Below are 25,534 nucleotides of genomic sequence, written 5' to 3' on the forward strand. Positions count from 1 at the left end.
TTTTGTTTATCTGGATCCTGATTTTATCAGGGAAAAGTGATAGTCACATTATTCAATAATATGCTATCCGCGGTACCGTCCGTCAGTGGACCATTTAACTGTAGTGCTACCCGCTCGATAATAGCGATATCGCCATTGCCGTTATCTGTCGGGCTAAAGCTGAACGTATTCGTACCTGCTATCAGGGGTTCAATCGGCCCGTACATCCGTGCGTAGTTGGGATCGCCGGTTTGTACATAACCCTGGGCGGTTAATCCGCCATCAACTTGCGCTTGAGTCACGGTAATAGTGTATTCAATACTGGTTCCAGCGTAGTCGGTCTGGCTAATTTGCTTGATCAGGTTTTGGCTGTTTGCTGTCCAGTCCGGCACAATTTCAGCGGCTTGTGCAACCGGATCGTAGCCAACCACAGAATTGGTACCATAATCATTTCGCCATCCTTCGGCATCGGTTAAAAAGTTATATTCAACTGTGGTAGGTGGAGCCCCGGCAGGCGGAAGGGTAACCGTCACCTTATCCAGCAATACTGTATCCGATTCGGCAGCGGTTCCTGCCAATGGGCCGTTGAGTTGCAACGATACCCGCTCAATAATCCTAATATCATTATTACCGTTATCAGTTGGGGTGAAAGTAAGAGTATTTACACCGGCAGTGAGCGGCACCACAGGGCCGTACATGCGAGCATAACTGCTTTGCGCGCCAGTCTGTACATAACCTTGCGCCGTCATGCCTGCATCTGCTTGAGCCTGGGTGATGCGTAAGCTGTATTCAACGCTAGCCCCGGTGTAATCCGTTTCACTGATTTGACCAATAATATTTTGTACATTGACTGACCAGTCCGGCACAATCTCGGCTGCTTGTTCAACAGCGTTATGGTTCACTACGGTGGGTGTACCATAATCACCGCGCCAGCCTTGTAAACCGCTGATAAAATCATAGGTGATAACGGTAGGCTCAGGTGCACCGCCACCTTCTACACTAATATTCAAATCCAGTAAGGTACTGATGTATTCATCCACCTGAACCTGAACCAGAAGGTTGTAACTGCTTAATGTCAGCGAACCGGATACTGTTATTTCCCCTGTGTCGGCATCAATAGTAAATAATTCTGCACCACTGCCACCGAGTATCGACCAGGTTATGGTTGCATCATCAGGATGAGCGCTGCCGTTTATGGTGGTGGTTTGCAAATTAACCAGCGTCGAGCCGACAGTGGCCGAGCTACTGGTTTCAACCTGACCCGGATCTGTAATTAGTGGTAATACGCCGCGCACATAACCTTTTAACCACACCAAAGCCGGTTTTTCGGCACCATTCTCAAACGCCAGATGAGCGCCCTGGTTTTCGCGCCAGTGGCCGGGCAGGTAACCCCACATGGTGATGCCTTTAATGGCAGGGTGGTTCCAGAACATCGGAAACAGTCGCTGATAATCGATTAGCTGGATTAAATCTGTAGGACCATCAATATCCAGTTCGGTAACATACAAGTCAAAACCGGTGGCGGCTAAACGGTCAATATTGTCCAGCATATTCTGATTATTGCCGGTGGTTGAAAAGGCATGCCCCTGAAAGCCTATGGCATCGATCAGGCCGCGTTCGTCAAGTAATTCAACCAGTTCAATCATTAGTGAAGTGCGTGAAGCTGTATTGATCACACTGTATTCATTGATCATCAACTGGGTGGTTGACGGGAAAATATTGCGCGCCATCTGAAAGGCGTTAATGATCCAGTCAAATCTGGCTGCTTGAGCGGCCGCTGCGTTTTGATCCATGCCCAGATCAGTGTAATGGGTGATGAGTTCAGCGGTGGTATCCGGATCAAACAGTCTTAGCGCATCGATATAACCCGGGCCATTATTAGCCGAATTAGGAGGATCGTTATCAAACTCGTTAACCACTTCGATAAAATCGATATCGGCGTAACGGTCATTAACGGCGTGATACCATTCAAGGATTTCTTCAAGTTGTTCCTCAGCGGGTAATGCTGAAATCCAGGCGGGTTGTTGATTTCCCCAAACCAGAACATGGTGCTTGTAAATAAAGCCATTGTCTTTGGCCATGTTGTAGGCTTGATCCAGCTCGGTCCAGTTAAACACATCACGGGTGGGTTCGGCAGAACCCCATTTTCCGGCATTTTCCGGTGTTACCTGATTCCAGTAGGCAGTAAAGTTTACTGCCTGACGACCACAACATACTCCACCGACAAATTTGTCTTTACCCTCGGCCATCGGTGGTCCTTCGGGTACAAAGGGTTCAGGGGGAGGAATGACGTCGCCGGGCAGACCATTTTCAAGTTGTTCAATGGTAAAGAGTACACCTTGCTGGGCAAAAGCAAATTTGTCGATATCAAGGCCGTCTTCACGTCCGGCAAAGCGAAATGTCTGAGTTAACGCATTTTCCGCTACTGTGTAGGTTATGCCGGCCAATTTTGTCCATTTCCAGGCTTGAGTTACCGAAGATCCACCGGCAACAACAGGTTCTCCGGGTTGATAACCGCTTTCGCCGGGAGCAGAAAAGCCGGCGATGCTGTTGATCAGTACCCAGCCATTGTTCACGCCCAAACTGTCAGGCGCAAAAAAGCTGTCATCGTTGGCAGCACCAGCACCGACCCGCAGACGTGCGTAGAGCTCATAGGTTGCGGCTTGAGGAAAGGTAACTTCCAGTTGAATAACTCTATTATCATCCGTTGGGGGATTGGCATCGGTTGAGTTAATCCAGACATAGCCTGGATCACCATCTGTTAGATTAAACTCACTGCCCATAAAGACCAGATTTCCTGCACCACCACCTTCTGCTTCAACATAACTGGCAGCGTTGGGATCGAGGTTTTGCAGGGTGGTATCGAAAGTGAGCGTCTTGCGGTCTAATGCAAAGCGGGCACTAGCGGTAGCTGAATTTCCGGCGGCAATTTGTGGCAGCGCTATATTGATGTATGGGATACCTTGATCGTTACTGCCGTCTGAATTAATCAGCTCAATGGTCGAGTTTTCGATTAGCAGTCGCAGTGGCCCGGAAATGACTGTTTCACCCGAATTGGTGAGAGTAATCTGTACTACATAAACTCGATCGGCTCTGTCGATAACCGGTTTCGACATTGATATTGCGATATCGCTCTGAATATCAGTCCAACTTGCATTCGCAATACAGGAAAATAACGTAATCAGGATGTAGAACATCCCTTTAGTGGCTGTGAAAAATTTCATTGTTATGACCTTTATAAAATAGCTTTATTTTGTTTTAAGCAGGCCCAAACCAAACACTTTCTGCACAATAAACAGAGTACAACGTGACAACATAGTCGGGTTACCAAGATCGTTTAGTGCTTCTTTCTACGATATGTTGCCAAACCTGCCAGTCCTACAGCCATGATTGCCATGGAACCTGGCTCCGGTACTTGTGGAGCGGCGACTTCAACCAATGAAACATTGCTGATGTTAAGTGATGAACCGGAGAGATCCGTTAACCCTCCAATATCTGCCCCCAGAATGAGTTGGAATTCAACAAACAGTCCAGTCTGATTAGCAAAAGAATTGTCTAACGAAAAGGACAAGTTGTAGTTAAATATTCCATCGATATCTTCACTAGCCAATAAACCGGGTAAAAAATTTCCGAATCCATCACTGATACCCGCAGCGAAATAATCGGCAACAAAAGCGCCATCCTGACTGGTTAAATCACTACTGACGTTAAAGTCTAGGGTAAGCAGAAAAGTACTGTCGGCAGCACTGGAGAGATCCAGTTCCTGAAAAAGCGCGGTATAGAAAAAAGCATCATCAATACCACCATAATCTACATTCATCACGGCCGAGCAGTTGGGTGAACTACCGGCAATGCTGAAATCATTTGAGCCTGAAACTGGTGCTGCGAAATCTGATTCCTGCTGCCACCCGGTATAGTCGCAACTGCTAAAATCACCATTAGTTATTGCTGCGGCCTGGAGTTGTGATGTGAGAGCACAACCTAAAATTAACGCCGCATATTGAAGTGTTTTCATAGTTTAAATTCTCTAATTGTTGAGGTCAGAATACGGTTAAACACAGCTTTTATTCAGTACGCCTTGTATGTAAATAAAATGTAAAAAAGCTGTATCAGAAAAGAGGGTAGTCGATTTGTTATGCTTGTATACAAGGGGGGCTGACGATGATTGCTCGCTGCGTGCCAGGTTGTGGATTAAAAATGATAAAAATATAATTAATATCGGATGATTTTTGCATGTAAATCAGTATCTTATATAGAGGTTGGAAAGTGGGAAAAATGCTAACGTCTAAAAAGTGATAAATGTTATCGTGCCGGGTGAGAAAATAAAGTAAGACGCAAATGAATTAACGGAAATATTTTCAGTTTTTGGATGGCGCTGAACAAACTATTACAGGCATTTAGCCGGTTTGGGTAATCCGGCGATTTTAGTGGCCTGTTTGGCAGGACCTTTGGGGAACTGGCGATGCAAATAGCGACTGTTACCTTTATCGGGGCCAAACTTTTGTGCCATGGCTTTAACCAATGCCCGAATCGCTGGGCTGGTATTAAATTCCAGGTAAAAGGATCGTACAAAGTTGATCACTTCCCAGCGTTCTTCGGTAAGTTCTATGTCGTCCTGCTTGGCAATTTCAACCGCCAGTTCAGGACTCCAGTCATCCACATGGAGTAAATAACCAAACTTGTCGGTTTCTATTTGCTGTTGTTCAAACTCGATAAAATACGCCATTTTTTACTACCAGCTCAATGTTTTAGGGTAACTCAGCGTTAATCCTACAAACTCGTCGTAACTTACCCAGTTTAGCTCAAGCTGCTCAACGCAAAGACCCCGCGCTATTGCATCATCTTGTAATACATACAGCTTACATTCGGGCGTTAGTCTAGACTGCCATACTTCGAGCTGATTGAGGGCATAGGTTGCATCTTCAATCAGGATCAGACCATCTTGTGGCTGCATCCTATCAATGCATTTTTCGAGGGACAAATCGCTAAAAGGGCTGGTATTGACAATATGCAGCATCAAAATCTCAATATGTGGTCGTATTCAGCTATTGTGTTAGCCAAGGCAGTTTTAGCCAGTGTCGTTACTTCAATACTCAGATTATCAGCGGTGATATTGCGTTCTAGCAGACTTTGCTGGCACACATACAAGTCTTCTACATCGTAAAACTCCAGCGCGGCGAAAGACTTATGAAAATCTTTGCGCCCGACTGTTGAGGCGCTTTGTCCCGTAACGAGCTGGAAAACACCATCGTCAATAAAAAATAATGCGACTTTTTGTCCAAAGGTACCGGCAACCATAGCCAGATCCAGTGATTCCTGGGCGCTGGCGGAGGAGTAGGGTGATGAAGTATTAATAATTGCAATGGAGGACATTAAAACTGCACCACGCGATCAGAGTCAGCCATCATCTGGATCAGCTCGCCTAATCCAGCCGATTCAAAGGGAAATGATAAATTAAAGTGCGTGGTATCGTTATCTTCAGCGTCCTGCTGCGAAATAATCCCCCGACGGTTTGCGGCGGTAATGCACACCTGCATCGGGATCGCGTACTGTCGGCTCAACTCAGCCCACTTTTGCTGCAGATTCAGCTCGTCTGAAGGCATATTGGCAAATTGGTTAGTGTTATGAATACCGTCCTGATAAAAGAAAATACCGTTTAACTTATGCTGGAGTTTGATTATCGATTCGGCAAAACGAAATGCCGTATAAGCAGAGCTTGAATCAACAGGAGAGGAGTTAACTAATAAACAGAATGAATGCATGAATAACCAGAAAAATAACCCCGGCCAGGCCGGGGTTGGTTGTTTTAATCGTCGCTGCCGCCAAAGGCCATTAGCAGGTTTAGCAAGCTCAGGAATATATTGTATAAAGAAACATACAATGTCACGGTGGCCAGAATATAATTGCGCTCACCGCCTTTAATAATGTCACTGGTCTGAACCAGAATGACGCCGGAAGAGAACAGAATAAACAGGGCACTCATACCCAAACTTAAGGCCGGAATATTCAGGAATATATTGGCGATCATACCCACCAGAATCACCCAGAAACCGGCAAACAACATGCCATTCAGGAAGGACATATCCTTTTTAGTCATCAACACATAGGCAGATAGTGCAAAGAAGATCAGTGCAGTACCCCCTAAAGCCGTGGTGACCAGCTCACCACCACCGGCACCGATGACCATATTCAGAATAGGGCCAAGGGTGTATCCCAAAAAGCCGGTAAAGGCAAAAACACTTAATACACCAGCACCACTGTTACTGGTTTTATGGACTAAAAATAACAAGCCATAAAATCCCACCAAGGTAATAATCAGACCCGGATGAGGTAAATTCAGCGTCATGGCAACTCCTGCCACAATCGCGCTGAAAGCCAATGTCATAGCCAACAGCATATAAGTACTACGTAACACCTTGTTGGTTTGTAATACCGATGTTTCCGACGACGCGGAATAAATTGTTCTTTCGTTCATTGTTTCCTCCAGGATAAAACAACTTTCATTAACTACATCTAAGGCTATTTGTATGGGTTTTAGTTCCAAAATTCAAGCAATACCGTACCGGATGATTGTAAGAATTATTGAGTGGCTGATTATTTAAACGAATTGCTCATTCTTGAAGCAAACGGGAAGTTAAAGCCAATTTATACTTTACAAGCCTGATAAAGCTCATTAATATGCGCCCCACAATTTGGAGAGCTGGCAGAGCTCGGTTTAATGCACCTGACTTGAAATCAGACGTAGGGTCAAACCTACCGGGGGTTCGAATCCCTCGCTCTCCGCCAAATTTAAAATAACCCGCACATGTTGCGGGTTTTTTTATGGGTGTAAGTTTATCACAAAAGCTTGTCGTGAGGGGGGAATAAGGAATCTTTAGCTGCGCAGCAGCGCCAGAACGGCTTGCCAAAAACGGCAAGGCTGGGTGCGGATCGTCATGGATGTGTATGTGACTAACCTGATGCTCGGAATAATCCAGACCGAAAATAGTAATGCCACTTATTTTTCCTCTCTGCATTAAAGAAACGCTGAACCTTTGCTTTTTGGCTGCATCAATTCAGTATCCAAGGTGTCCATTATTAAGTAATAAAAAGCGGGTATAAGGAATGCTATCTAAGTTGCGTATAAGTAGAGGGAAATTGTACTTAATTGGTACAAGCAGTTGAGCCTTCACGGCGTGATATTATAGTCAAGTTCCTAAATTTATTCGGGATTATGACTATTGTGTTGGCAGAATGGCATCCTGATTTGTATAAACGGGTAGCATTTTAAACTCTCACTGTATTTGTTTTTCAATATTACTGAATTGAAATAAGAAGATAACGCTATGGTTGAATCACTTCTTCGCCTGCAAATGGGGTTGGCACCTGATCATGAAGAATACCGGCGTGCTTATTTAACCTGCTTTATCAGTTTATTGACGCTGGCTGTGTCATTCTTTTTTGTTCTGTACAACAGCATTTATATTTACTACCTGCCACTAGTCTTTATTGACGGTAGCGCGGTTTTGATAAGCCTGTTATGCCTGTATCTTCTGCTGATGAAAGGAAAACTCCAGATTGCCGCCTTATTGCTGGTGGTCGCGTTGTTTGTGCTGAGCTACTTGTATATAGCGGATGTTGGCCATCAGGAATATGCCTTGGTATATTCTTTTATTCTTCCCGTTCTGGCCATATTTTTACTGGGTTTGTTGGCGGGTAGTCTGGTCAGTCTTATCTATTTTGTCTTGCTGGTTTACCTGTGTGTATCCAATCTTGACCAATGGGAGCCAGCCTCGTATAGCGTCGATAGTTTTATCAATGTTGTTGTGCTGTATGGAATTTTCTTTGCGTTAGCCTGTTATTTTGAATCAAGCCGCAGAAAAGCGTCCGAAATGCTATCAGAGATCAACCGTAAACTTGAGCTACAAGCCTCGACAGATGCACTCACCGCTATTTTTAATCGCCGTTATATCGAAGATCGCCTTATTGCAACAAGCAATTTGGCATATTTTGCCATGGCTGATATTGATGATTTTAAACAGATTAATGATGAGTATGGTCATATAGCCGGCGATGAAGTGTTGCAGCAAGTTGCCGAAATAATGAAAAATACGATGGGAGCACAATCCATTGTGGCGCGTTGGGGCGGCGAGGAATTTGCTATTTTATTTGATAACGATAACGAGTCACAATTTCTGGAATTGATTGAGAAGATGCGGCAGGCCATTGTGGCACACGACTTCAGTTTACCCCGAAAGGTAAGCATTAGTGTCGGTTGTGCCTTGCATTACCGGGGACAGCACAAAAAAACCTTGAGACGTGTTGATGAAGCACTTTATCAGGCTAAAAGTGCCGGTAAAAATTGTGTCAGGATAAACTTGTAAGTTTGCCGTACATATATATCGTCAGCTAATGTTCTTTTGAATTAATAATAAATAGTCGGACTCGACTATAAAAAAATTAGTTACATCAGTATGATGGCCTACAATACTGCGCTGTAAAAACAAGATGAGTGATGAATTTATGAGCCAGCCTGAATCACTTGAACCTATTCAATGCCGATGTGGTGGCGAGCCTACACAGCCGGAAAAAGTCCCTCATTGCCATGACCGCTGGATTATCCGTTGCCAGGTAGAGCGCTGTTTGGCCAGAAACATCGGCCAGAGCCGTTCTGCGGTAATTATTGGATGGAATCGTTTAAGCAGCTCATTTTATCGGTAAAGGGGTAAACAACCTCTATTAACACTATTATTAGCCTTTACATTCTATCTGATCCAAAATATGTTGTCGTGATAAGCGGTGATCTGGAGTAGCTTCGTTGATAACAATTTTATTGGTAGATGATCACGATCTGGTAAGAACCGGTGTGCGTAAAATCCTCGATGATGTGCGAGGGTTTAAAGTAGTAGGAGAAGCATCCACGGGTGAGGACGCGATTAAATTTTGCCGTAATGAAACACCGGATCTGGTGTTGATGGATATGAATATGCCCGGAATGGGGGGGCTGGAAGCGACGCGCAAAATCATTCGCATGGATTTGGACATCAAGGTCATCGTGTTATCTGTTGTACATGATAATCCTTATCCGGCCAAAGTGATGCAAATGGGCGCGCATGGCTATTTGACCAAAAACGCGTTGCCGGATGAAATGATTAAGGCCATCCATCAGGTTTACAGTGGCCAGAAATATATTTCCCAGGAAATGGCCCAGCAGATTGCGCTGGGACAATTGAGTTTAAGCGACGATGATCCTTTCCAGCAGTTGTCTGAACGGGAAATGCAGATACTGTTAATGATTACCCGTGGGATACGGGTGCCGGATATTGCCAGCCAGTTGAATTTGAGCGCCAAAACCGTCAATACCTATAAATATCGTATGTTTGAAAAATTGAACGTGGGGGGAGACGTGGAACTCACCCACTTGGCCATACGTCATAAGTTAATCAGTTCAGAAAATATATAGTCATCGATGAGTGATACCGAGCCGTTTGATCCTCAACATTTTTTAGCTAATCTGACACCCCAGCCCGGGGTTTATCGCATGTATAACTCAGATGCTGAGGTAATATATGTGGGCAAAGCCAAAAACCTTAAAAAGCGGGTTAGCAGCTATTTCCGCAAGAATCTGGATAGTGTTAAAACACAGGCGCTGGTCAAGCAAATCGCCAATATGGATGTCACTGTTACCCATACTGAAACCGAAGCCTTTATCCTCGAAAATAACTATATCAAAAAGTATAAACCGCGTTATAACGTGCTGTTGCGGGATGATAAGTCCTATCCGTTTATTTTTCTGTCCGATCATCAGCATCCCCGCTTAACCAATCACCGTGGCCCGCGTAAAAAGAAAGGCGAATATTTTGGCCCGTATCCCAGCGCCTGGGCAGTGCGGGAAAGTTTAAGCATTATGCAAAAGCTGTTTCCGGTTCGTCAGTGCGAGGATAACTACTATAAATCCCGCAGCCGTCCCTGTTTGCAATATCAGTTACAGCGTTGTGCCGGACCTTGTGTAGAAGGGCTGGTGAGCGATGAGGAATACCAGCAGCAGGTCGAACTGGCGCGTTTATTTTTGCGCGGCAAAAATGCCCAGGTGATTGGCACATTGGTAAACAAAATGGAGCAGGCCAGTGAGCAGCTTAATTTTGAAGGAGCCGCCCGTTATCGTGATCAGATCGCAGCGTTAAAAAAGGTGCAGGCACAGCAGCATGTCAGTGGTAATGAGGAAGAAATGGATGTATTCGGCTTTGCTTTTCGCAACGGCATTGCCAGCGTACAAGGGATGTTTATCCGTGATAATAAATTACTGGGCAGCAAAAGCTTTTTCCCCAAGGTTCCCAAACTGGTGGATGAGAAAGAAGTTTTTCAGTCATTTCTACTGCAATTTTATCTAACCGGCGATAAATCGATCCCGGCACAGATTGTGATCCCGGTAGAGATAGAAGATAAAGACAGTATCGAAGCACTGTTATCCGACAATGCCGGTCGCAAAGTCCGTTTATTTAAAGGTGCCCGCAGCGAGAAAAGTCGTTATTTGCGTTTGGCTAATACCAATGCCGAAAACGCATTGGAAGCAAGGCAGACTCACCAGAAGTCGATCATTGCCCGTTATCAGGAACTGGAGAAAATTCTCGAATTTGAACAACCAATCCAGCGCATGGAATGTTTTGATATCAGTCACACCTCCGGCCAGCAAACCGTTGCATCCTGCGTGGTGTTTAACCGCGACGGCCCGTATAAAACCGATTATCGGCGCTATAATATTGAAGGGATAACGCCCGGTGATGACTATGCGGCAATGGCACAAGCACTACGCCGTCGCTATAAAAACAGCGTGGATGCCGAAAAAGTTCCGGATATCCTGTTTATTGACGGCGGAAAAGGTCAACTGAGCCAGGCTGAAGCGTTTTTTGGAGACTGGCAAGTCGACAAAAAACCGCTATTGATTGGTGTGGCAAAAGGTACCAGCAGGAAGGCTGGACTGGAAACACTTATTTTAGCCGGAAATCATGCTACCATCCCTATGAGCTCGGATTCAGTTGCACTACATTTAATTCAGCATATCAGGGACGAATCGCACCGATTCGCTATCGCAGGTCACCGCAACCGCCGACAGAAGGTCAAGAAAACCTCCAAGTTGGAATCAATACCGGGAGTAGGGGCGAAGCGTCGCCAAAACTTGCTGAAATTTATGGGTGGGCTGCAAGAAGTACTCAGGGCCAGTGTTGATGATTTGGCCAATGTACCGGGGATCAGCCGTGAATTGGCTGAACATATACATCAACACCTTAATCAATAAATCTAATAAAAAAGAAATGTAGATGTGGACCATACCTAATATTTTAACCTGCATACGGGTACTACTTATTCCCGTGTTTGTGATTGTGTATTTTCTTGACTGGAAATGGGCGCATCAGGCCTCGGCTTTTATCTTCTGGTTTGCCGCCGTCACCGATTGGCTGGATGGCTATCTGGCCCGCAAATTACAACAAAGTACGCCTTTTGGCGCTTTTCTGGACCCGGTTGCCGATAAATTGATTGTGGCCGCCGCATTGTTGATGATTGCCCACACTTATCAGGACCCCTGGATCACCATTCCTGCGGTATTGCTAACCGCAAGGGAAGTGTTTGTCTCCTCGTTGCGCGAGTGGATGGCCGGTTCCGGTAAGCAGGATATTGTGCAGGTATCTTTTATTGGTAAAGCCAAAACCATGGCGCAAATGCTGGCTTTAATTGGATTACTGTCCGAGTTGGAAGTGTTTATGGGCATCCCGATCTATTGGGTAACATTGGGCTACATACTATTGTTTATTTCCACTGTGTTATCTGTGTGGTCAATGGCGGCATATTTGAAAGCAGCCTGGCAATATTTAATGGTTGATCCTAAAGCCAATTAGCCTGTCTGGGGGATTGTCCAACTGCGATTGGTCAACAAAAACGGGATTTTGTCGGAAAAATCATCGTTTGAGTCAAAAATGCGTCAATCAGACAAAAATGCATGTTTTTGTGGTTGACACAAAATCGGTTGAATGTAGAATGCTGCCTCACATTTAGCCGAGGCGAAAATGTAAGAAAGTTGCGGGAATAGCTCAGTTGGTAGAGCACAACCTTGCCAAGGTTGGGGTCGCGAGTTCGAGTCTCGTTTCCCGCTCCAAACTTTCTCTGGCGGGTTGGCAGAGTGGCTATGCAGCGGATTGCAAATCCGTGGACCTCGGTTCGACTCCGGGACCCGCCTCCATATTTGGCACAAGTCCGATAATTCGAACAACGCTAAATGGAAACTTCACACTTTGAGCTTTAACGCTCACATCCGTTGCCCGGGTGGTGAAATTGGTAGACACAAGGGATTTAAAATCCCTCGATCGTAAGGTCGTGCCGGTTCAAGTCCGGCCCCGGGCACCAATATTTTGGCTCTACCCCGTAAACGGGGGATCAGCATTCATCTCGTTCGATTAATTATTCCAGCCCATCCACAATGGGTCATTACTCTGATCCTGTCATTTTCAAAGTTTCTAAAACCGATTGCACCCAAGTTTTTTCTTGAAGCATTTTCAAGTTTTAATATACTGTATGTAATTACAGGTATTAATATGAACGATTTAATCAATTTATTACAACGCCGTAATCTTGTATGGCAGGGTTCTGAGCAGAAACCCGCCTTGGTGAGACTATCTACCGGTTATTCCGAATTGGATACCAGATTAAACGGAGGATTTCCCGCAAACGGGGTGGTGCAGCTTTCTTCACCAATGGGCATTGGTGAAATTCGCTTGTTATTGCCATTTATAAAAAAACAGCAGCGCTTGCTGGTGGTGATTAACCCTCCCGGACATCTCTGTGCGGAGCAGTTGCATCATTTTGGTTGTGATATCAGTCAGGTGCTGGTGATTTTCCCGTCATCACCAACTGATGCACTCTGGGCGGCCGAGAAATGTTTGAATAGCGGGGCCTGTGGCTCTGTTCTCATGTGGCAAAATTGCCTCGATGTGCATCATGTCAGGCGTTTGCAACTGGCCAGTGAAGCAGGGGATTGTTTGCTGTTTGTGCTCCGTGCGGCCCAAAAAAATGCAATATCATTGCCTGTTACGCTGGATATGGGCTTGTTTGCTGATGAGCAGGGGTTACAGGTGGAGATCCGCAAACGCAAAGGAGGTTGGCCGCTTCCGGGATTTCAGGTGGATATGCGTCAGCACTGGCCGTCATTAACTCTTAACCAGCCTGCTAATGTGGTGCATTTTCCCACGGCGAAGAGCATGTAAGTATGACTCTGTGGGTTTACTTACACTTTCCGTCATTACAACTGGATAGCTTGTTTGCCCAGCAGGAGGAACAGGCGAGCATCATTGTTTATGCTAGCAATAATGAAGTGGTGCAACTTAACTCGGCCGCATCTGCACAAGGTATTAAAATCGGCATGGGGCTCGGTATGGCTTCAGGGTTGTGCCGTGAACTTAATGTACATGTTTACAATCCGGAAATGGAAAAGGCCAGACTCAAAGAAATTGCCCATTGGCTGTATCTGGTGACTTCAGATATCACTTTTTTTGAACCGAACGGGATACTGCTGCGTATCAGTAATATGCTGACGTTGTATGGCGGACTGGCATCTTACTGGCAGAAACTTGAAAACCATCTTGGCCAGCTGGATCTGACAGTTTGTTATGCCACAGGTTATTCACCCCTGGCAGCCCGTCTGCTGGCCCGCGCTAAATTGAATATCATTTCCGCCAATAGGGAATTAATGCTGTCGGCCGTAAAGCAGCAGCCTCTTGCCGCAACAGAATTATCCAGCAAGCAGATCGAGAAGTTGTCGCGTGTTGGTATTACGACACTGGATGACTTACTTAAATTATCTATGCCAGAGGTTGCCAATCGTTTTGACATTGAGTTGGTGAACTATATTGGTCGGCTGCTTGGACAGTTCAGGCATCCGCAGCCGTTTTATCATCCGGCTGAGGTTTTTGAGCGTTATCTGGAACTGCTGTTTGATATGGACAATGTGCAGTGGCTAGTCAAACCACTTGGCCGATTGCTGGAGCAACTGCAGGTTTTTTTGACAGTACGGGACAAGTTGGCCCATGAGCTTATCCTGACACTGTATCAGCGGGATGCCGATAGCCTTGAAGTTATGACCACTTCCGCCACAGGTGAATATCGGAAAGATAAGTGGTTGGAACTTTTCGCATTAAGGCTGGAGAGTGTTGCTTTAGCTTCTCCGGTGACAGGCATCAGTTTGAAGGCTTCCCGGGTGGTTGAGCGTTATGAAATCAGGGTGGATCTGTTTGATGGAAAACGTGGCCATCAATCTGCTCATGAACTGATTTCGTTATTGCAGGCCAAGCTGGGTCAAAACGCGGTGAAGGGAATTAAACTGACTGATGATCCGCGCCCACAGTTGACCAGCCAGTTTGGTGAACCGCTAAATTCGGCAGCAGTTCCTCCGGTTAACCGGCATATTGTCAGACCCACCGTGATGTTGCCATCTCCCAATCCTTTGCGAGACAAAGTGACAATTACACAGGGACCGGAGCGCTTATTTACCGGTTGGTGGGATGGTAAATCGGTACATCGTGACTATTTTATTGCCCGTTGCAGAGACGGCAGATGGCTGTGGATATTTCGTAATCACAAACAACAGTGGTTCGTCCATGGCTGGTTTTGCTAGGCCAGTCTGATGCAGTACAGCGAACTGGTTTGCCAAAGTCATTTTTCTTTTCTTAACGGCGCATCCAGCCCGGAAGAACTGGTTTTACAGGCCGAATTTTTACGTTATTCGGCTATTGCGATAACGGATGAATGTTCGATTGCTGGTGTGGTCAGGGCCTATACCGCAATAAAAGAGCATGCGCTAAATATTAAGCTGATAGTCGGTAGTTTATTGCGCGTTGACGATGAACTGGAATTGGTACTGCTATGTCCCAATCGCCAGGCTTATGCCGAGCTTTGCCGCGTGATTACCAATGCCAGACGCAGGGCAGAGAAGGGTGACTATTTGATAAGTGAATGGGATTTGATGAGAGTTAAGCATTGCCTGGTGATCTGGTTGCCTAAACTTGACGATAGTGACCATCACTGGGCGGTCTGGCTGGCTAAATATCATCAGGGAAGATTGTGGATAGGAATGCATCGCTATCTGGATAGTCATGATGTGGCCTATAAAAAGCACTGCCAGAGCTTGTCCAGTCAATTTGCTATTCCGGTAACCGCTTGTGGCTGTGTATTGATGCACAGCCCAACCCGTTTACTACTTCAGCATGCTGTGACTGCTATCCGCCATTGTAAACCTATTACCGGGATTAAAGGGACGTTACTGACCAATGCCGAGCGCTCACTACGCACTAAGGAGAAATTGGCTAAATTATTTAATCCGCAATGGATAGAACAAACTTCGCTGATTGCCAGCCGCTGCCATTTTAGCTTGGATGAGCTGCGTTATGAGTATCCATCCGAGCTGGTTCCATCAGGCCATACTGCCATGAGTTATCTGCACCATCTGGTTGAGCAGGGCAAGCAAAAGCGTTTTAGAAATGCTGTTAGTGATGATATTCAGGCAACGCTTGATAAAGAGCTGCGTTTAATTGAGGAACTGGATTATCCCTATTTCTTTTTAACCATTTACGATGTGGTGAGGTTTGCCCAATCCAGACAGATCCTCTATCAGGGACGGGGTTCGTCGGCTAACTCTATTGTTTGTTACTGCCTTGAAATTACCTCGGTTGATCCCAGACAAATCTCGGTGCTGTTCGAGCGTTTTATCAGTAAAGAACGGAATGAGCCACCGGATATTGATGTGGATTTTGAGCATGAACGGCGCGAAGAAGTCATTCAGTATATTTACCACAAGTATGGCCGGGAAAGGGCGGCTCTGGCGGCTACGGTGATTTGTTACCGGTTTAAAAGTGCAGTTCGTGATGTGGGTAAGGCGCTTGGGATCAGTGAATCCCGGCTGGAATATTTTATCAAAAATATCAATCGTCGTGACCGTAGCCAGCAATGGCAAGCACAGGTTGAGCTGCTGGGATTGCAGTCAGGTTCTTCTCAAGGTCAGCAGTTTATTTATCTGGTCAATGAAATAATGGGGACGCCTCGGCACTTGTCGCAACATGTTGGCGGCTTTGTGATTTCGGCAGGTCCGTTGTACGAACTAGTACCTGTCGAAAATGCAGCCATGCAAGAGCGTACCGTCATTCAGTGGGACAAAGACGATCTGGAAAGTCTTGGGTTACTCAAGGTGGATGTGCTGGCGTTGGGGATGTTAACGGCAATCCGTAAATGTTTTACCTTGGTGGAAACGCATTTTGAGCGCAGGTTGAGTATCGCCGATATTACCGGCATGCAAGATGACAAAGATGTGTATGCGATGATCCAGCAGGCTGACACTGTGGGGGTGTTCCAGATTGAATCACGGGCACAGATGAGTATGCTGCCCCGGCTTCGCCCGGCCAGTTATTATGATTTGGTGATCCAGATTGCCATTGTTAGGCCCGGTCCGATTCAGGGCGATATGGTGCACCCTTATCTTAAACGACGCGATGGGCTGGAAAAGGTTGACTATCCTTCAGAAGCGGTAAAGTCGGTGTTGGCCCGTACCTTGGGAGTGCCTATTTTTCAGGAGCAAGTGATTAAGTTGGCGATGGTGGCTGCCGGTTTCAGCGGTGGCGAGGCGGATCAATTAAGACGGGCAATGGCGGCCTGGAAAAAAAGCGGTGACGTATTCAAGTTTAAGGATAAATTGATCAATGGCATGAAAGAGCGAGGCTATGAAGAAGAATTTGCCGAACGCATTTTCCAGCAAATATGCGGTTTTGGTGAATACGGCTTTCCTGAAAGTCATTCGGCCAGTTTTGCTGTATTGGCTTATGTTTCAGCCTGGCTCAAACATTATTATCCGGCGGCATTCTACACTGCATTATTAAACAGTTTACCTATGGGGTTTTATAGTCCGTCCCAGTTAATACAGGATGCCAAGCGGCATGGTATCAATATCTTGCCTGTCTGTGTTAATCGCTCGCAATACGATCATAGGTTAGGTGCAGATAAGCCTGACAACACTATTAGGCTAGGCTTGCGGTTAATTAAAGGTGTATCCGGGCGAACCGCGAATGAACTGATACAACAGCGACCTCCGGCCGGTTATACCCGTCTTTCCCAGCTAAAACAGCAGGGAATACAGCATAGAGAGATAGAGGCGCTGGCATCAGCCAATGCTTTTCACTGTTTTACTGCCAATCGCTATCAGGCTCGCTGGAACATAATGGAGAATACCAGTGAACTTCCTTTATTCCAGAATGCCACAGAGGAACTAACCGAATTTTGCTATCAACCGGATGCCATCAGTAATCTGCTTGAAGACTATGTTTCTGTTGGTTTGACTTTGGGTAAACATCCTATCAGCTTATTGGATGAGTCGGGTTATCTGAAAAAATTTACCCGATCCAGCCAGTTGCTCGAAAAAAAGCATAAATCTATGGTTTCGGTGATAGGTGTGGTGACCGGTAGACAGGCACCAGGTACAGCCGCGGGGGTTACTTTTGTCACGCTGGAAGATGATACCGGCAATATTAATGTGGTGATTTGGTCTGGCACTTCCAGGGCGCAAAAGAAACCGTTTTTGACGGCAAAAATTCTGCAAGTAGATGGCATATTGGAACGAGAGAAGGAAGTTGTTCACGTTATCGCGGGAAGACTGACTGATCTAACCGACAAATTATGCGGATTTAAATCCGCATCCAGAGATTTTCACTAGTATGAGAAAAAGCCAACAGTATAAACGAACACGGCCATACCAGATTAAAAAGACCGGAATAAAAGATGAAAATATCGACCGACAAATACGCGCGATACACCGGGCGATGGCCGAAAAAATCTTGTCTCGACCAGAACTAATCGAGCAAATTAATGAACGACTGGAAAACAACAAAGACAACGGCATGCTGACTTACGGACAGTACATTAGCTGGTTTTCTATACTGGAATTGATTGATCAGCCGGAGGTTTTTATTAACGCCATACTGGAGGACACCCCTAAAATGCGTCGATTAAGGCGCAATACGCCATTGGTGGGTATATTAACCGAAGAAGAACGTCAGCGTGCTCTGCACAGGGATGCTTTAGGAGAGGTGACCGATATCCAGAATATAATTTAACCCCAGCTCGGGATAAGCCACGCCTCTCAATAACGCTCTTTTTGCACCTGGCAGCGTTGGGCTTTCTAGTCATAGTCCGCTATGACGTACGAAACCCCGCCTTGCCAGGCACAAAAATGTCGTCATTGAGTAAACTATTTATTCAACAAGGGTTGAGTGATTAATATAACTATCTGAATTATTTACCTTTTGTAAATATAAACGACATTTCTTATCCCGAGTTGGGGTTAATTTATTAACGCTGTAGATTTGTTCTGACGTTTGACTATTAAAATGTGATGTAATTTTAACCAAGGAGTGACTATGAGTACCATTGATGCAAAGGGTAAGTGTTTATGCGGTGCCGTGAATATCCAGGCAAAAACCTTATCTACCCAGGTGGGGGCATGCCATTGTAATACCTGTCGTAAATGGACAGGTGGGCCTTTATTAACGGTTGAATGCAAAGGTGAAGCACTGTTTAGCGGTCAGGAACAGATTAGCGTTTATGATTCGTCTGACTGGGCCGAGCGAGGTTTTTGCGCCAATTGTGGTACGCATTTGTTTTACCGGTTAAAACCCAATAATCAATATATCTTTCCGGCAGGGCTATTTGAGATTGATGACAGGCTTAACTTTGAACATCAAATATTTATTGAACAAAAGCCGGATTATTATTGTTTTTCCAATCAGACCAAAAATATGACAGGCGAGGAAGTGTTTGCTCTGTTTGCCGGAAATTGAGGTTTATCAGGGTAGGGAGGCGAGTGGGGCTGTCAGCCCCGTTTACCATTTCTTTTTAGGGGCGAAAAGTTCGTCCAGTTCGTCTTTGTCTTCTTCGACCCGGCGTGCGGTATCTTCGGCATTGGCGTTACGCATGGTGTTGTGGATATTGGTGAGCTGATTCTCGAAATCAGCTTTCTTGCTCACCACATAATCATCCTGATTGGGCTGGTTTTTTAGCGCGGCGATAGCTTTTTCCAGATATTGGCGAGCCGAGCCCAGCATTTTATTTTGCAATGAACTCTGGATCCGGCGGGACAGCGTTTCCATATTCACTTTCAGTTGATAACGATCCAGGTATCTGTCTTCCGAGGCGAATACATCTGAGTTTATCGTTCCTTTATGATTTTCCGAGCGCAATATAATACGCAGCCTTTTTATTCCCTGGATCAGCAAGATAATCTGTTTCTCATTCTCCGGTAGCGAAATATTAAAATTAGTAGCATCGGTTTCCACTACTTGTACTTGTTGTTTGGATTCCTCCAGCTCGCTGATGCGTTTCTTATATTCGAGTATTTTGGGGTTTAGCTGCAAGGATTGCTGCATGGCAGCAATCATTCGCTCGTACAAAATAACCCGCATTTGGCTGCTAACAGGCAGGTATTCTGCTGCCAACAAGGTGTCTTCCGCTTCATCGATGATGGTTTTAAGCTTGACCAATTCGCCGCGTTTTTCCGCTTCCGCTTTTTGTTTGTGCTGCTGAATAGCGTTAACAACCACGGCTGTTAGCAGCAATACGGCGATAAGGATGATAATGATGGTAAACATATGCTTCTGTTTTCCTGAGTTAAAAATTCGTTGGCGACGAACTCAGTGGATATTTATTATATCGTCGTATACTAGGGTAATTTTAATGTAAATACACTACCTCCGTAGGTTCCGCCGTTTTCCATCAGGATTTCGCCTGTCTTGCCGTTACGCTCATGAGCCAGGGCAATCATCCGCGCAAAGTAAAGGCCCAGACCGGTTCGGCCGGTACTAATGTCAAAATCCTGCATCTCTGAATTGTTTGCATCCAGCATGCTTTGCGGGTATCCGCTACCATCGTCTTCTACCTGTATGCACAAATAATCGTCCTGCACATAGGTTTTAATCAGAATATGTTGTTTACTGTAACGGATGGCATTGATCAGGATGTCGTTAAGTAGCAGACAAATCAACTCATTATCGAGATACCAGGTTATCTCTTGCTGATGTTCGATACTTAATAGCATACGTTTGTTATCAATATATTTCTGGTTGGTGGCAATCACATCATCTACCACGTCTTCCAGATAATGTTCGTCGATATTTAGCGGCAGTTGCTCGCGTCCGGCACGATAGAGAGAAAGGATATGCATAAGGCTGGTATTCAGACGTGATGCCTCGTAATGGATACTGGCCAGCCGATCAGATACACTGTCGTCGGAATCGCCAATTTCATCCCCTAAAGTTTCGATGGATTGCAGTAACAGGCAAAGGGAATTTTTCATGTCATGTACGGCACAGGCCAGTATGGTGGAAAAGTCAGTCATTGGGTTCCCTCATGTTTGCAGAATCTAATTTTTGTGGCATTAACGCCTATTAATAGCATTTGAAAAAGATAAAAATGCAGGTTTAGCTAAAATTATATGGAATTAATTTTCGCATAGGTATATATATTTAGAATAAGAACACATGAAATCAATGAATTAAAGTTTGAGTAGCTGAACAGTTACGTATTTAAATCTGGAACAGGCAGGTCATCTCAACCAATGAAACTACAACAACTGCGCTATATAGTCGAAGTCCTCAATAACAATTTAAATGTTTCTGCTACGGCCGAAAGTCTTTACACATCCCAACCTGGTATTAGTAAGCAGGTTAGGATGCTGGAAGATGAGCTAGGTGTGCAAATTTTTGGCCGCAGTGGCAAACATTTAACTCATGTCACTGGTGCTGGTCAGGATGTGATTAATATTGCTCGCGAAATTCTGGCCAAAGTTGAAAGCATTAAAGCCGTATCCCGTGAACATACTTTACCTGACCAGGGAAAATTGAATATTGCTACTACCCACACCCAAGCCCGTTATGCGTTGCCTTCGGTGATTAAAGGCTTTATGGCCAAATATCCAAAAGTGTCACTGCATATGCATCAGGGCACACCTTCGCAAATCAGCGACTTGGCCGCCAAAGGTGAAGCCGATTTTGCCATTGCCACCGAAGCTTTGCATTTGTACAACGACTTGGTGATGCTACCTTGCTATCACTGGAATCGCAGTATTATTGTTAACCGTGATCATGCGTTGGCGCGCAAAACCTCTATTACTATCGAAGATATTGCCCAGTATTCGTTGGTCACTTACGTGTTTGGTTTTACCGGCCGCTCCGAACTGGATGAAGCCTTTGGGCGAGCGGGGTTGGAACCCAAGATTGTCTTTACCGCCACCGATGCCGATGTGATTAAAACCTATGTCCGTCTGGGTGTTGGTATTGGTGTAATTGCATCGATGGCCATTGATGACAAGCTGGACAGTGATTTGGTTAAAATCGATGCCAGTCATTTATTTGAATACAGCACCACTAAAATCGGTTTCCGCAAAGGCTCTTTTTTACGCAGTTATATGTACGATTTTATCGAGCGTTTTGCCCCGCATTTAACTAAAGATGTAGTTGAGCGGGCAATGATGCTGAAAAACAACGATGAAATCGAAAAGATGTTTAAAGGTTTAACTTTACCGGTCAAATAATCGGTTAGTAGTGAATTCTTTAAATAATAAAAAACGCCGAGAAGGCGTTTTTTAGTTTTAGTTGAGCATTGAGTAAGCTTAAAGTGATGGAACTAGAATATGTCCAAGTATGACGTTCGCGTTTCGACTTTTCGTTTCTCATATTCAGCGCAAATGGTGGTTATGATTTTGCTCGAAGCTCGAAGCTCGAAGCTCGAAGCTGTCACCGCCTTAACACTCGATAATATTGACTGCCAAACCACCACGGGCAGTTTCCTTGTATTTGGCTTTCATATCGTTGCCGGTATCCCACATGGTTTTAATCACCTTGTCCAGTGATACTTTGTGTTCACCCGTGCCGCGTAATGCCAGACGTGAGGCGTTAATGGCCTTGATTGAACCCATGGCATTACGCTCAATGCAGGGTACCTGAACCAGTCCACCGACCGGATCACAAGTGAGGCCCAGATTGTGTTCCATACCTATTTCGGCGGCATTTTCGACGGCATCGATACTGCCACCCAATATTTCGGTTAATGCGCCGGCAGCCATGGAGCAGGCTACGCCGACCTCGCCCTGACAACCCACTTCAGCACCGGATATAGAGGCATTTTTCTTATATAAAATACCTATTGCTGCTGCAGTTAATAAATAACGGGCGGCCGTATCCTCGTCGACAGGTTGTACGAATTTATCAAAATAGCTCAATACCGCAGGTAAAATGCCTGCCGCACCATTTGTTGGTGCTGTTACCACCCTGCTACCGGCGGCATTTTCCTCATTAACCGCCAGCGCAAACAGATTCACCCAGTCCATGGCGACCATGGGATCGGCATTTTTTTCATTTTGTAAGCGGCGATATAAGCCTGGAGCCCTGCGCGAAACCTTTAATCCTCCAGGCAGGATCCCTTCTGTTTCAATGCCTTTTTTTACGCAACCGCGCATCACTTGCCAAATTTCCCACAATTTCGCTTTGATTTCGCTCTGCGGCATAAATGCGGTTTCATTCTTTAGCATTAATGAACTGATCCGGAAACCATTGGTCTTGCAATGGGCAATCAGTTCATTGGCGGTTTCAAAGGGGTAGGGTACCGGTTTTTTTTCTTCTTCCAGTGCGATAAATTTTTGCTGGGCGAAATCTTCTTCGCGAATAATAAAACCGCCTCCGATGGAATAATAGGTTTGTTTGAATATCTCGCCGTCCTGATTGTAGGCAAACAAGGTTAAGCCATTGGTATGTAGTTTTAGGGTTTTACGGCGATGGAAAACAATCGCATTTTGACGAGGATAGTCGATGACTTTGTCACCATTGAGATTGAGTTGCTGGTTTTTGTCGATATCGGCCAGCAGCGCATCGATGATATCCACATCAATGCTTTCGGGCGCATAGCCACATAAGCCGAGGATTACGGCTTTGCCTGTACCGTGGCCTTTGCCGGTCTGGCCCAACGAGCCATATAACTCGGTGACGATACGGGTAGTCTGGTCGAATAATTGTTGTTCTTTCAGGGCATGGATAAAAGCTAACGCAGCACGCATCGGTCCTACAGTATGGGAACTGGATGGTCCTATACCAATGCTGAACATATCAAAAACACTGATCATATTTTTCTCTTTTATATTTATAAATAACCTGAGTTCGGGATAAGCCGCGCCTCTCGATAACGCTCTTTTTGCGCCTAGCGGCGTTGGGTTTTGTAGCAATAGCCAGCTATTACGGTCGAAAACCCGTCTTGCTATCCACAAAATTTCGTCACCGAGTGAGTATCAGGTGTGGTGCAAGCAGAATGTTTATTATAAACAATTGAATTAATTCAATTGTTTAAATTATAACGACACTTCTTATCCCGAACTCAGGTTAAATAATTTGTAGGGAATAACTAAACATCATGACTATGCGCAATAATCAACGCACTGACAACCTGATAAAAGTAATGACTTTGACCAGATCGGCAGCTGATTATTACAGTTGCGCAGAAATAGTCAGCATCAATTAGTTATTTTATATATCAGGACAGGCGTGTCAGCTATTGATAATATTACTGAGGTTAAGGATAAATGCCGCCGTTACACCCCATATTTGCTGGTCTTCCCAGACGATCATATTAATTGGATGGCGTTTGCCGTTGCGCGTCACCCAGTGGATCTGATGGTTGCTTTTATTGATTAGAAATTCTAATGGAACTTCAAACACTTCTGCCACCTCATCGGGGTCGGGTTGCAGATCGACAGGCGGCTCAACTAGACCGATATAGGGGGTGACTTGATATCGACTGATAGTTTTAAAGCTGGGCAGTACACCAATAATCTCCACCTGCTGTTCGATTAAGCCTATTTCTTCACGGGTTTCACGCAAGGCGGTTTGTTGCAGGTTTTGATCTGCGGGTTCATACCTGCCACCGGGAAAACTGATTTGTCCAGGATGATGCTTTAAGTGTAATGCCCGGCGGGTCAGGATGATGCTCAGTTCGTCGCGAGTCACAACCGGAATTAACACCGCGGCAGGACTTGAAGGGTGCCTCAGTGGATACTCAGGTTCAAAACGATGGGCGACCTGATGATAAAAACGATTAAGAAAAGTCTGTTTATTCAAATCCGGTTAATCCGTTAGTACGGGTAAAATTTTGGCGACTTTATCCAGTGTCTCCTGATATTCCTGATGACCATCAGAATCAACTACTAAACCGCCTCCGGCCCAGCAATATATCTGCTGATTTTCACACAATAGCGTGCGAATACAAATGCTGGTATCCATATGGCCACTAATGCTCAAATAACCAATACTACCACAGTAAATATTCCGTCTGTGGGGCTCCAGTTCGTCAATAATCTGCATGGCGCGTATTTTGGGCGCACCGGTAATGGAGCCACCGGGAAAAGCACCGCGCAGCAAATCCAGTGCACTGTGCTGTGGTTGCAGTAAGCCTTCAACGGTGGAAACCAGATGGTGAACCGCCGGAAAACTTTCAACAACAAACAGTTCCGGTACGTTAACTGAGCCAGGCTGGCAGTTTTTGCTCAGATCATTACGCAACAAATCTACAATCATCAGATTTTCGGCACGGTCTTTTTCTGACTGTTGCAGTACCTCGGCCAGTTGCCGATCTTGTTGTGGATCAGAATGCCGTGGACGAGTGCCCTTAATCGGTCGGGTCTGAACCTTGTTCTGCTCGACGGCCAAAAAACGTTCCGGCGAAATACTCAGAATACAGCTGTCGGCCAGGCGGATGAATGCCGAAAATGGTGCCTGATTGGTGCTGCGTAACTTTAGGTAGGCTTGCCACTCATCTCCGCAGTATTGCGCCTTAAAGCGCTGGGCGAGATTCACCTGATAGCAGTCCCCGGCTAACAAATATTCCTGCACCCGGTCAAATTTAAGCAAATAGTCGGCTTGGCTCATATTTGAAGACCAATGGCTATCCAGCCTGAAAGGCGAGGTTGATTGAACGGGTTGAGGTACTAATTTTTCGATGTATTGTGCTGATGGATGCGCGTACTGGGGATGAAACAATAAGTAATAATGTTGTCGCTGATGATCCCTGATAATTGCCCAGCTATAAATACCAACGGCCATATCGGGCGAGTTGCAATCCTGCAATGCGTTATCCGGCAAGTGCTCGAAACGTTTACCCAAATCATATCCCCAATAACCTAGCGCGCCGCCACAAAAAGGCAGTTCTGCCTGATTAACGGGGAGAGGAAACCAACTCTGCTGCTGTTGCTCAATCAACGCCATAGGATCGTCGTAGCTGATTGCTGTCGAAGGGGTATCCGAACGCCAGATTTCGGTTTTATCGCCATGGGTCGTTAATGTCGCTAACGGTTCCGCTACCATAATATCGTAGCGGGCATGCTGATGCTGGCTACCAGCAGAGTCGAGTAATATTGACCAAGATTGGGCTGAAAAGTGTTGAAATAGCTGGCAAATGTCGGTATCTGCGGAAATGGCGAGTTGTTCTACGTTCACGTTTTGACTAGGACCTT

General features: G+C 45.5%; 24 protein-coding genes and 4 tRNA genes. 15 read left to right on the top strand and 13 right to left on the bottom strand.

Annotated features, from left to right (window positions below):
* Positions 1-26: 26 nt before the first annotated feature.
* From V1467_RS08880 to V1467_RS08910, 7 genes are all read right to left on the bottom strand, one after another.
* The gene (locus V1467_RS08880; RefSeq protein ID WP_416308437.1) at positions 27-3,203 is read right to left on the bottom strand and encodes an endo-1,4-beta-xylanase; all 3,177 of its coding nucleotides are present in this window, start codon (positions 3,201-3,203) and stop codon (positions 27-29) included.
* A 113-nt stretch (positions 3,204-3,316) separates the two neighbouring features.
* Positions 3,317-3,994, bottom strand: coding sequence for a PEP-CTERM sorting domain-containing protein (locus tag V1467_RS08885; RefSeq protein WP_416308438.1), 678 nt, complete (start codon positions 3,992-3,994; stop codon positions 3,317-3,319).
* 372 nt (positions 3,995-4,366) lie between these two features.
* Positions 4,367-4,705: a TusE/DsrC/DsvC family sulfur relay protein gene (locus V1467_RS08890; RefSeq protein WP_416308439.1), complete on the bottom strand. Its 339-nt coding sequence runs from the start codon at positions 4,703-4,705 to the stop codon at positions 4,367-4,369.
* Positions 4,706-4,711: 6 nt separating this feature from the next.
* Positions 4,712-4,996 carry a sulfurtransferase complex subunit TusB gene (gene tusB / locus V1467_RS08895; protein ID WP_416308440.1) on the bottom strand — a complete coding sequence of 95 codons (285 nt, stop codon included), beginning with the start codon at positions 4,994-4,996 and terminating at the stop codon, positions 4,712-4,714.
* Positions 4,996-5,352, bottom strand: coding sequence for a sulfurtransferase complex subunit TusC (gene tusC / locus V1467_RS08900; RefSeq protein ID WP_416308441.1), 357 nt, complete (start codon positions 5,350-5,352; stop codon positions 4,996-4,998). The genes tusB and tusC overlap by 1 nt, the downstream gene beginning before the upstream one ends.
* Complete coding sequence (gene tusD, locus V1467_RS08905) at positions 5,352-5,741, bottom strand: sulfurtransferase complex subunit TusD (protein WP_416308442.1); 390 nt, start codon at positions 5,739-5,741, stop codon at positions 5,352-5,354. Before tusD ends, tusC begins: the two co-directional genes overlap by 1 nt.
* 44 nt (positions 5,742-5,785) lie before the next feature.
* Positions 5,786-6,454 carry a Bax inhibitor-1/YccA family protein gene (locus V1467_RS08910; RefSeq protein WP_416308443.1) on the bottom strand — a complete coding sequence of 223 codons (669 nt, stop codon included), beginning with the start codon at positions 6,452-6,454 and terminating at the stop codon, positions 5,786-5,788.
* Positions 6,455-6,673: 219 nt separating this feature from the next.
* On the opposite strand from V1467_RS08910, the gene V1467_RS08915 reads away from it, so the two are divergent.
* Positions 6,674-6,765 (top strand) — tRNA-Ser (locus tag V1467_RS08915).
* Positions 6,766-6,853: 88 nt separating this feature from the next.
* On the opposite strand, the gene V1467_RS08920 is transcribed toward V1467_RS08915, so the two are convergent.
* Positions 6,854-6,976 (bottom strand): hypothetical protein, encoded by a 123-nt coding sequence (locus V1467_RS08920; RefSeq protein WP_416308444.1) that lies wholly within the window; start codon positions 6,974-6,976, stop codon positions 6,854-6,856.
* Positions 6,977-7,304: 328 nt separating this feature from the next.
* Here V1467_RS08920 and V1467_RS08925 point away from each other — a divergent pair, with 328 nt between their 5' ends.
* The 13 genes from V1467_RS08925 (at position 7,305) to V1467_RS08985 (ending at position 18,824) form a co-directional block, all read left to right on the top strand.
* Positions 7,305-8,342: a GGDEF domain-containing protein gene (locus V1467_RS08925; protein ID WP_416308445.1), complete on the top strand. Its 1,038-nt coding sequence runs from the start codon at positions 7,305-7,307 to the stop codon at positions 8,340-8,342.
* A gap of 124 nt (positions 8,343-8,466) precedes the next feature.
* Entirely contained in the window at positions 8,467-8,679 is a 213-nt protein-coding gene (locus V1467_RS08930; RefSeq protein WP_416308446.1) for a hypothetical protein, read from the top strand.
* A 97-nt stretch (positions 8,680-8,776) separates the two neighbouring features.
* Positions 8,777-9,421 (top strand): UvrY/SirA/GacA family response regulator transcription factor, encoded by a 645-nt coding sequence (uvrY, locus tag V1467_RS08935; protein ID WP_416308447.1) that lies wholly within the window; start codon positions 8,777-8,779, stop codon positions 9,419-9,421.
* Between the two features lie 6 nt (positions 9,422-9,427).
* The gene (uvrC, locus tag V1467_RS08940) at positions 9,428-11,254 is read left to right on the top strand and encodes an excinuclease ABC subunit UvrC (protein ID WP_416308448.1); all 1,827 of its coding nucleotides are present in this window, start codon (positions 9,428-9,430) and stop codon (positions 11,252-11,254) included.
* A 22-nt stretch (positions 11,255-11,276) separates the two neighbouring features.
* Positions 11,277-11,852 (top strand): CDP-diacylglycerol--glycerol-3-phosphate 3-phosphatidyltransferase, encoded by a 576-nt coding sequence (gene pgsA, locus V1467_RS08945; protein ID WP_416308449.1) that lies wholly within the window; start codon positions 11,277-11,279, stop codon positions 11,850-11,852.
* A 181-nt stretch (positions 11,853-12,033) separates the two neighbouring features.
* Positions 12,034-12,109 (top strand) — tRNA-Gly (locus V1467_RS08950).
* Positions 12,110-12,119: 10 nt separating this feature from the next.
* Positions 12,120-12,193, top strand: a tRNA-Cys gene (locus V1467_RS08955).
* A gap of 77 nt (positions 12,194-12,270) precedes the next feature.
* A tRNA-Leu gene (locus V1467_RS08960) sits at positions 12,271-12,357 on the top strand.
* Positions 12,358-12,545: 188 nt separating this feature from the next.
* The gene (imuA, locus tag V1467_RS08965; RefSeq protein ID WP_416308450.1) at positions 12,546-13,214 is read left to right on the top strand and encodes a translesion DNA synthesis-associated protein ImuA; all 669 of its coding nucleotides are present in this window, start codon (positions 12,546-12,548) and stop codon (positions 13,212-13,214) included.
* A gap of 2 nt (positions 13,215-13,216) precedes the next feature.
* Positions 13,217-14,620 (top strand): Y-family DNA polymerase, encoded by a 1,404-nt coding sequence (locus V1467_RS08970; RefSeq protein WP_416308451.1) that lies wholly within the window; start codon positions 13,217-13,219, stop codon positions 14,618-14,620.
* A gap of 9 nt (positions 14,621-14,629) precedes the next feature.
* Positions 14,630-17,701: an error-prone DNA polymerase gene (locus V1467_RS08975; protein ID WP_416308452.1), complete on the top strand. Its 3,072-nt coding sequence runs from the start codon at positions 14,630-14,632 to the stop codon at positions 17,699-17,701.
* Between the two features lies 1 nt (position 17,702).
* Entirely contained in the window at positions 17,703-18,101 is a 399-nt protein-coding gene (locus V1467_RS08980) for a hypothetical protein (protein WP_416308453.1), read from the top strand.
* Positions 18,102-18,404: 303 nt separating this feature from the next.
* The gene (locus V1467_RS08985; RefSeq protein ID WP_416308454.1) at positions 18,405-18,824 is read left to right on the top strand and encodes a GFA family protein; all 420 of its coding nucleotides are present in this window, start codon (positions 18,405-18,407) and stop codon (positions 18,822-18,824) included.
* 42 nt (positions 18,825-18,866) lie between these two features.
* Here V1467_RS08985 and V1467_RS08990 read toward each other — a convergent pair whose 3' ends face one another.
* Together V1467_RS08990 and V1467_RS08995 are read right to left on the bottom strand one after the other, a co-directional pair.
* The gene (locus V1467_RS08990; protein WP_416308455.1) at positions 18,867-19,631 is read right to left on the bottom strand and encodes a hypothetical protein; all 765 of its coding nucleotides are present in this window, start codon (positions 19,629-19,631) and stop codon (positions 18,867-18,869) included.
* 71 nt (positions 19,632-19,702) lie between these two features.
* The gene (locus V1467_RS08995) at positions 19,703-20,377 is read right to left on the bottom strand and encodes a sensor histidine kinase (protein WP_416308456.1); all 675 of its coding nucleotides are present in this window, start codon (positions 20,375-20,377) and stop codon (positions 19,703-19,705) included.
* 219 nt (positions 20,378-20,596) lie between these two features.
* On the opposite strand from V1467_RS08995, the gene cysB reads away from it, so the two are divergent.
* The gene (gene cysB / locus V1467_RS09000) at positions 20,597-21,571 is read left to right on the top strand and encodes an HTH-type transcriptional regulator CysB (RefSeq protein ID WP_416308457.1); all 975 of its coding nucleotides are present in this window, start codon (positions 20,597-20,599) and stop codon (positions 21,569-21,571) included.
* Between the two features lie 210 nt (positions 21,572-21,781).
* Here cysB and V1467_RS09005 read toward each other — a convergent pair whose 3' ends face one another.
* The 3 genes from V1467_RS09005 to pabB form a co-directional block, all read right to left on the bottom strand.
* Positions 21,782-23,155, bottom strand: a complete 1,374-nt coding sequence (locus V1467_RS09005) for an L-serine ammonia-lyase (protein ID WP_416308458.1) — start codon at positions 23,153-23,155, stop codon at positions 21,782-21,784.
* Positions 23,156-23,573: 418 nt separating this feature from the next.
* Positions 23,574-24,143, bottom strand: coding sequence for a CoA pyrophosphatase (locus tag V1467_RS09010; protein WP_416308459.1), 570 nt, complete (start codon positions 24,141-24,143; stop codon positions 23,574-23,576).
* A gap of 6 nt (positions 24,144-24,149) precedes the next feature.
* Positions 24,150-25,517 carry an aminodeoxychorismate synthase component I gene (gene pabB, locus V1467_RS09015; protein WP_416308460.1) on the bottom strand — a complete coding sequence of 456 codons (1,368 nt, stop codon included), beginning with the start codon at positions 25,515-25,517 and terminating at the stop codon, positions 24,150-24,152.
* Positions 25,518-25,534 lie beyond the last annotated feature (17 nt).

Source organism: Neptunicella plasticusilytica, assembly GCF_047922965.1.
Classification (GTDB): Bacteria; Pseudomonadota; Gammaproteobacteria; order Enterobacterales; family Alteromonadaceae; genus Neptunicella; species Neptunicella plasticusilytica.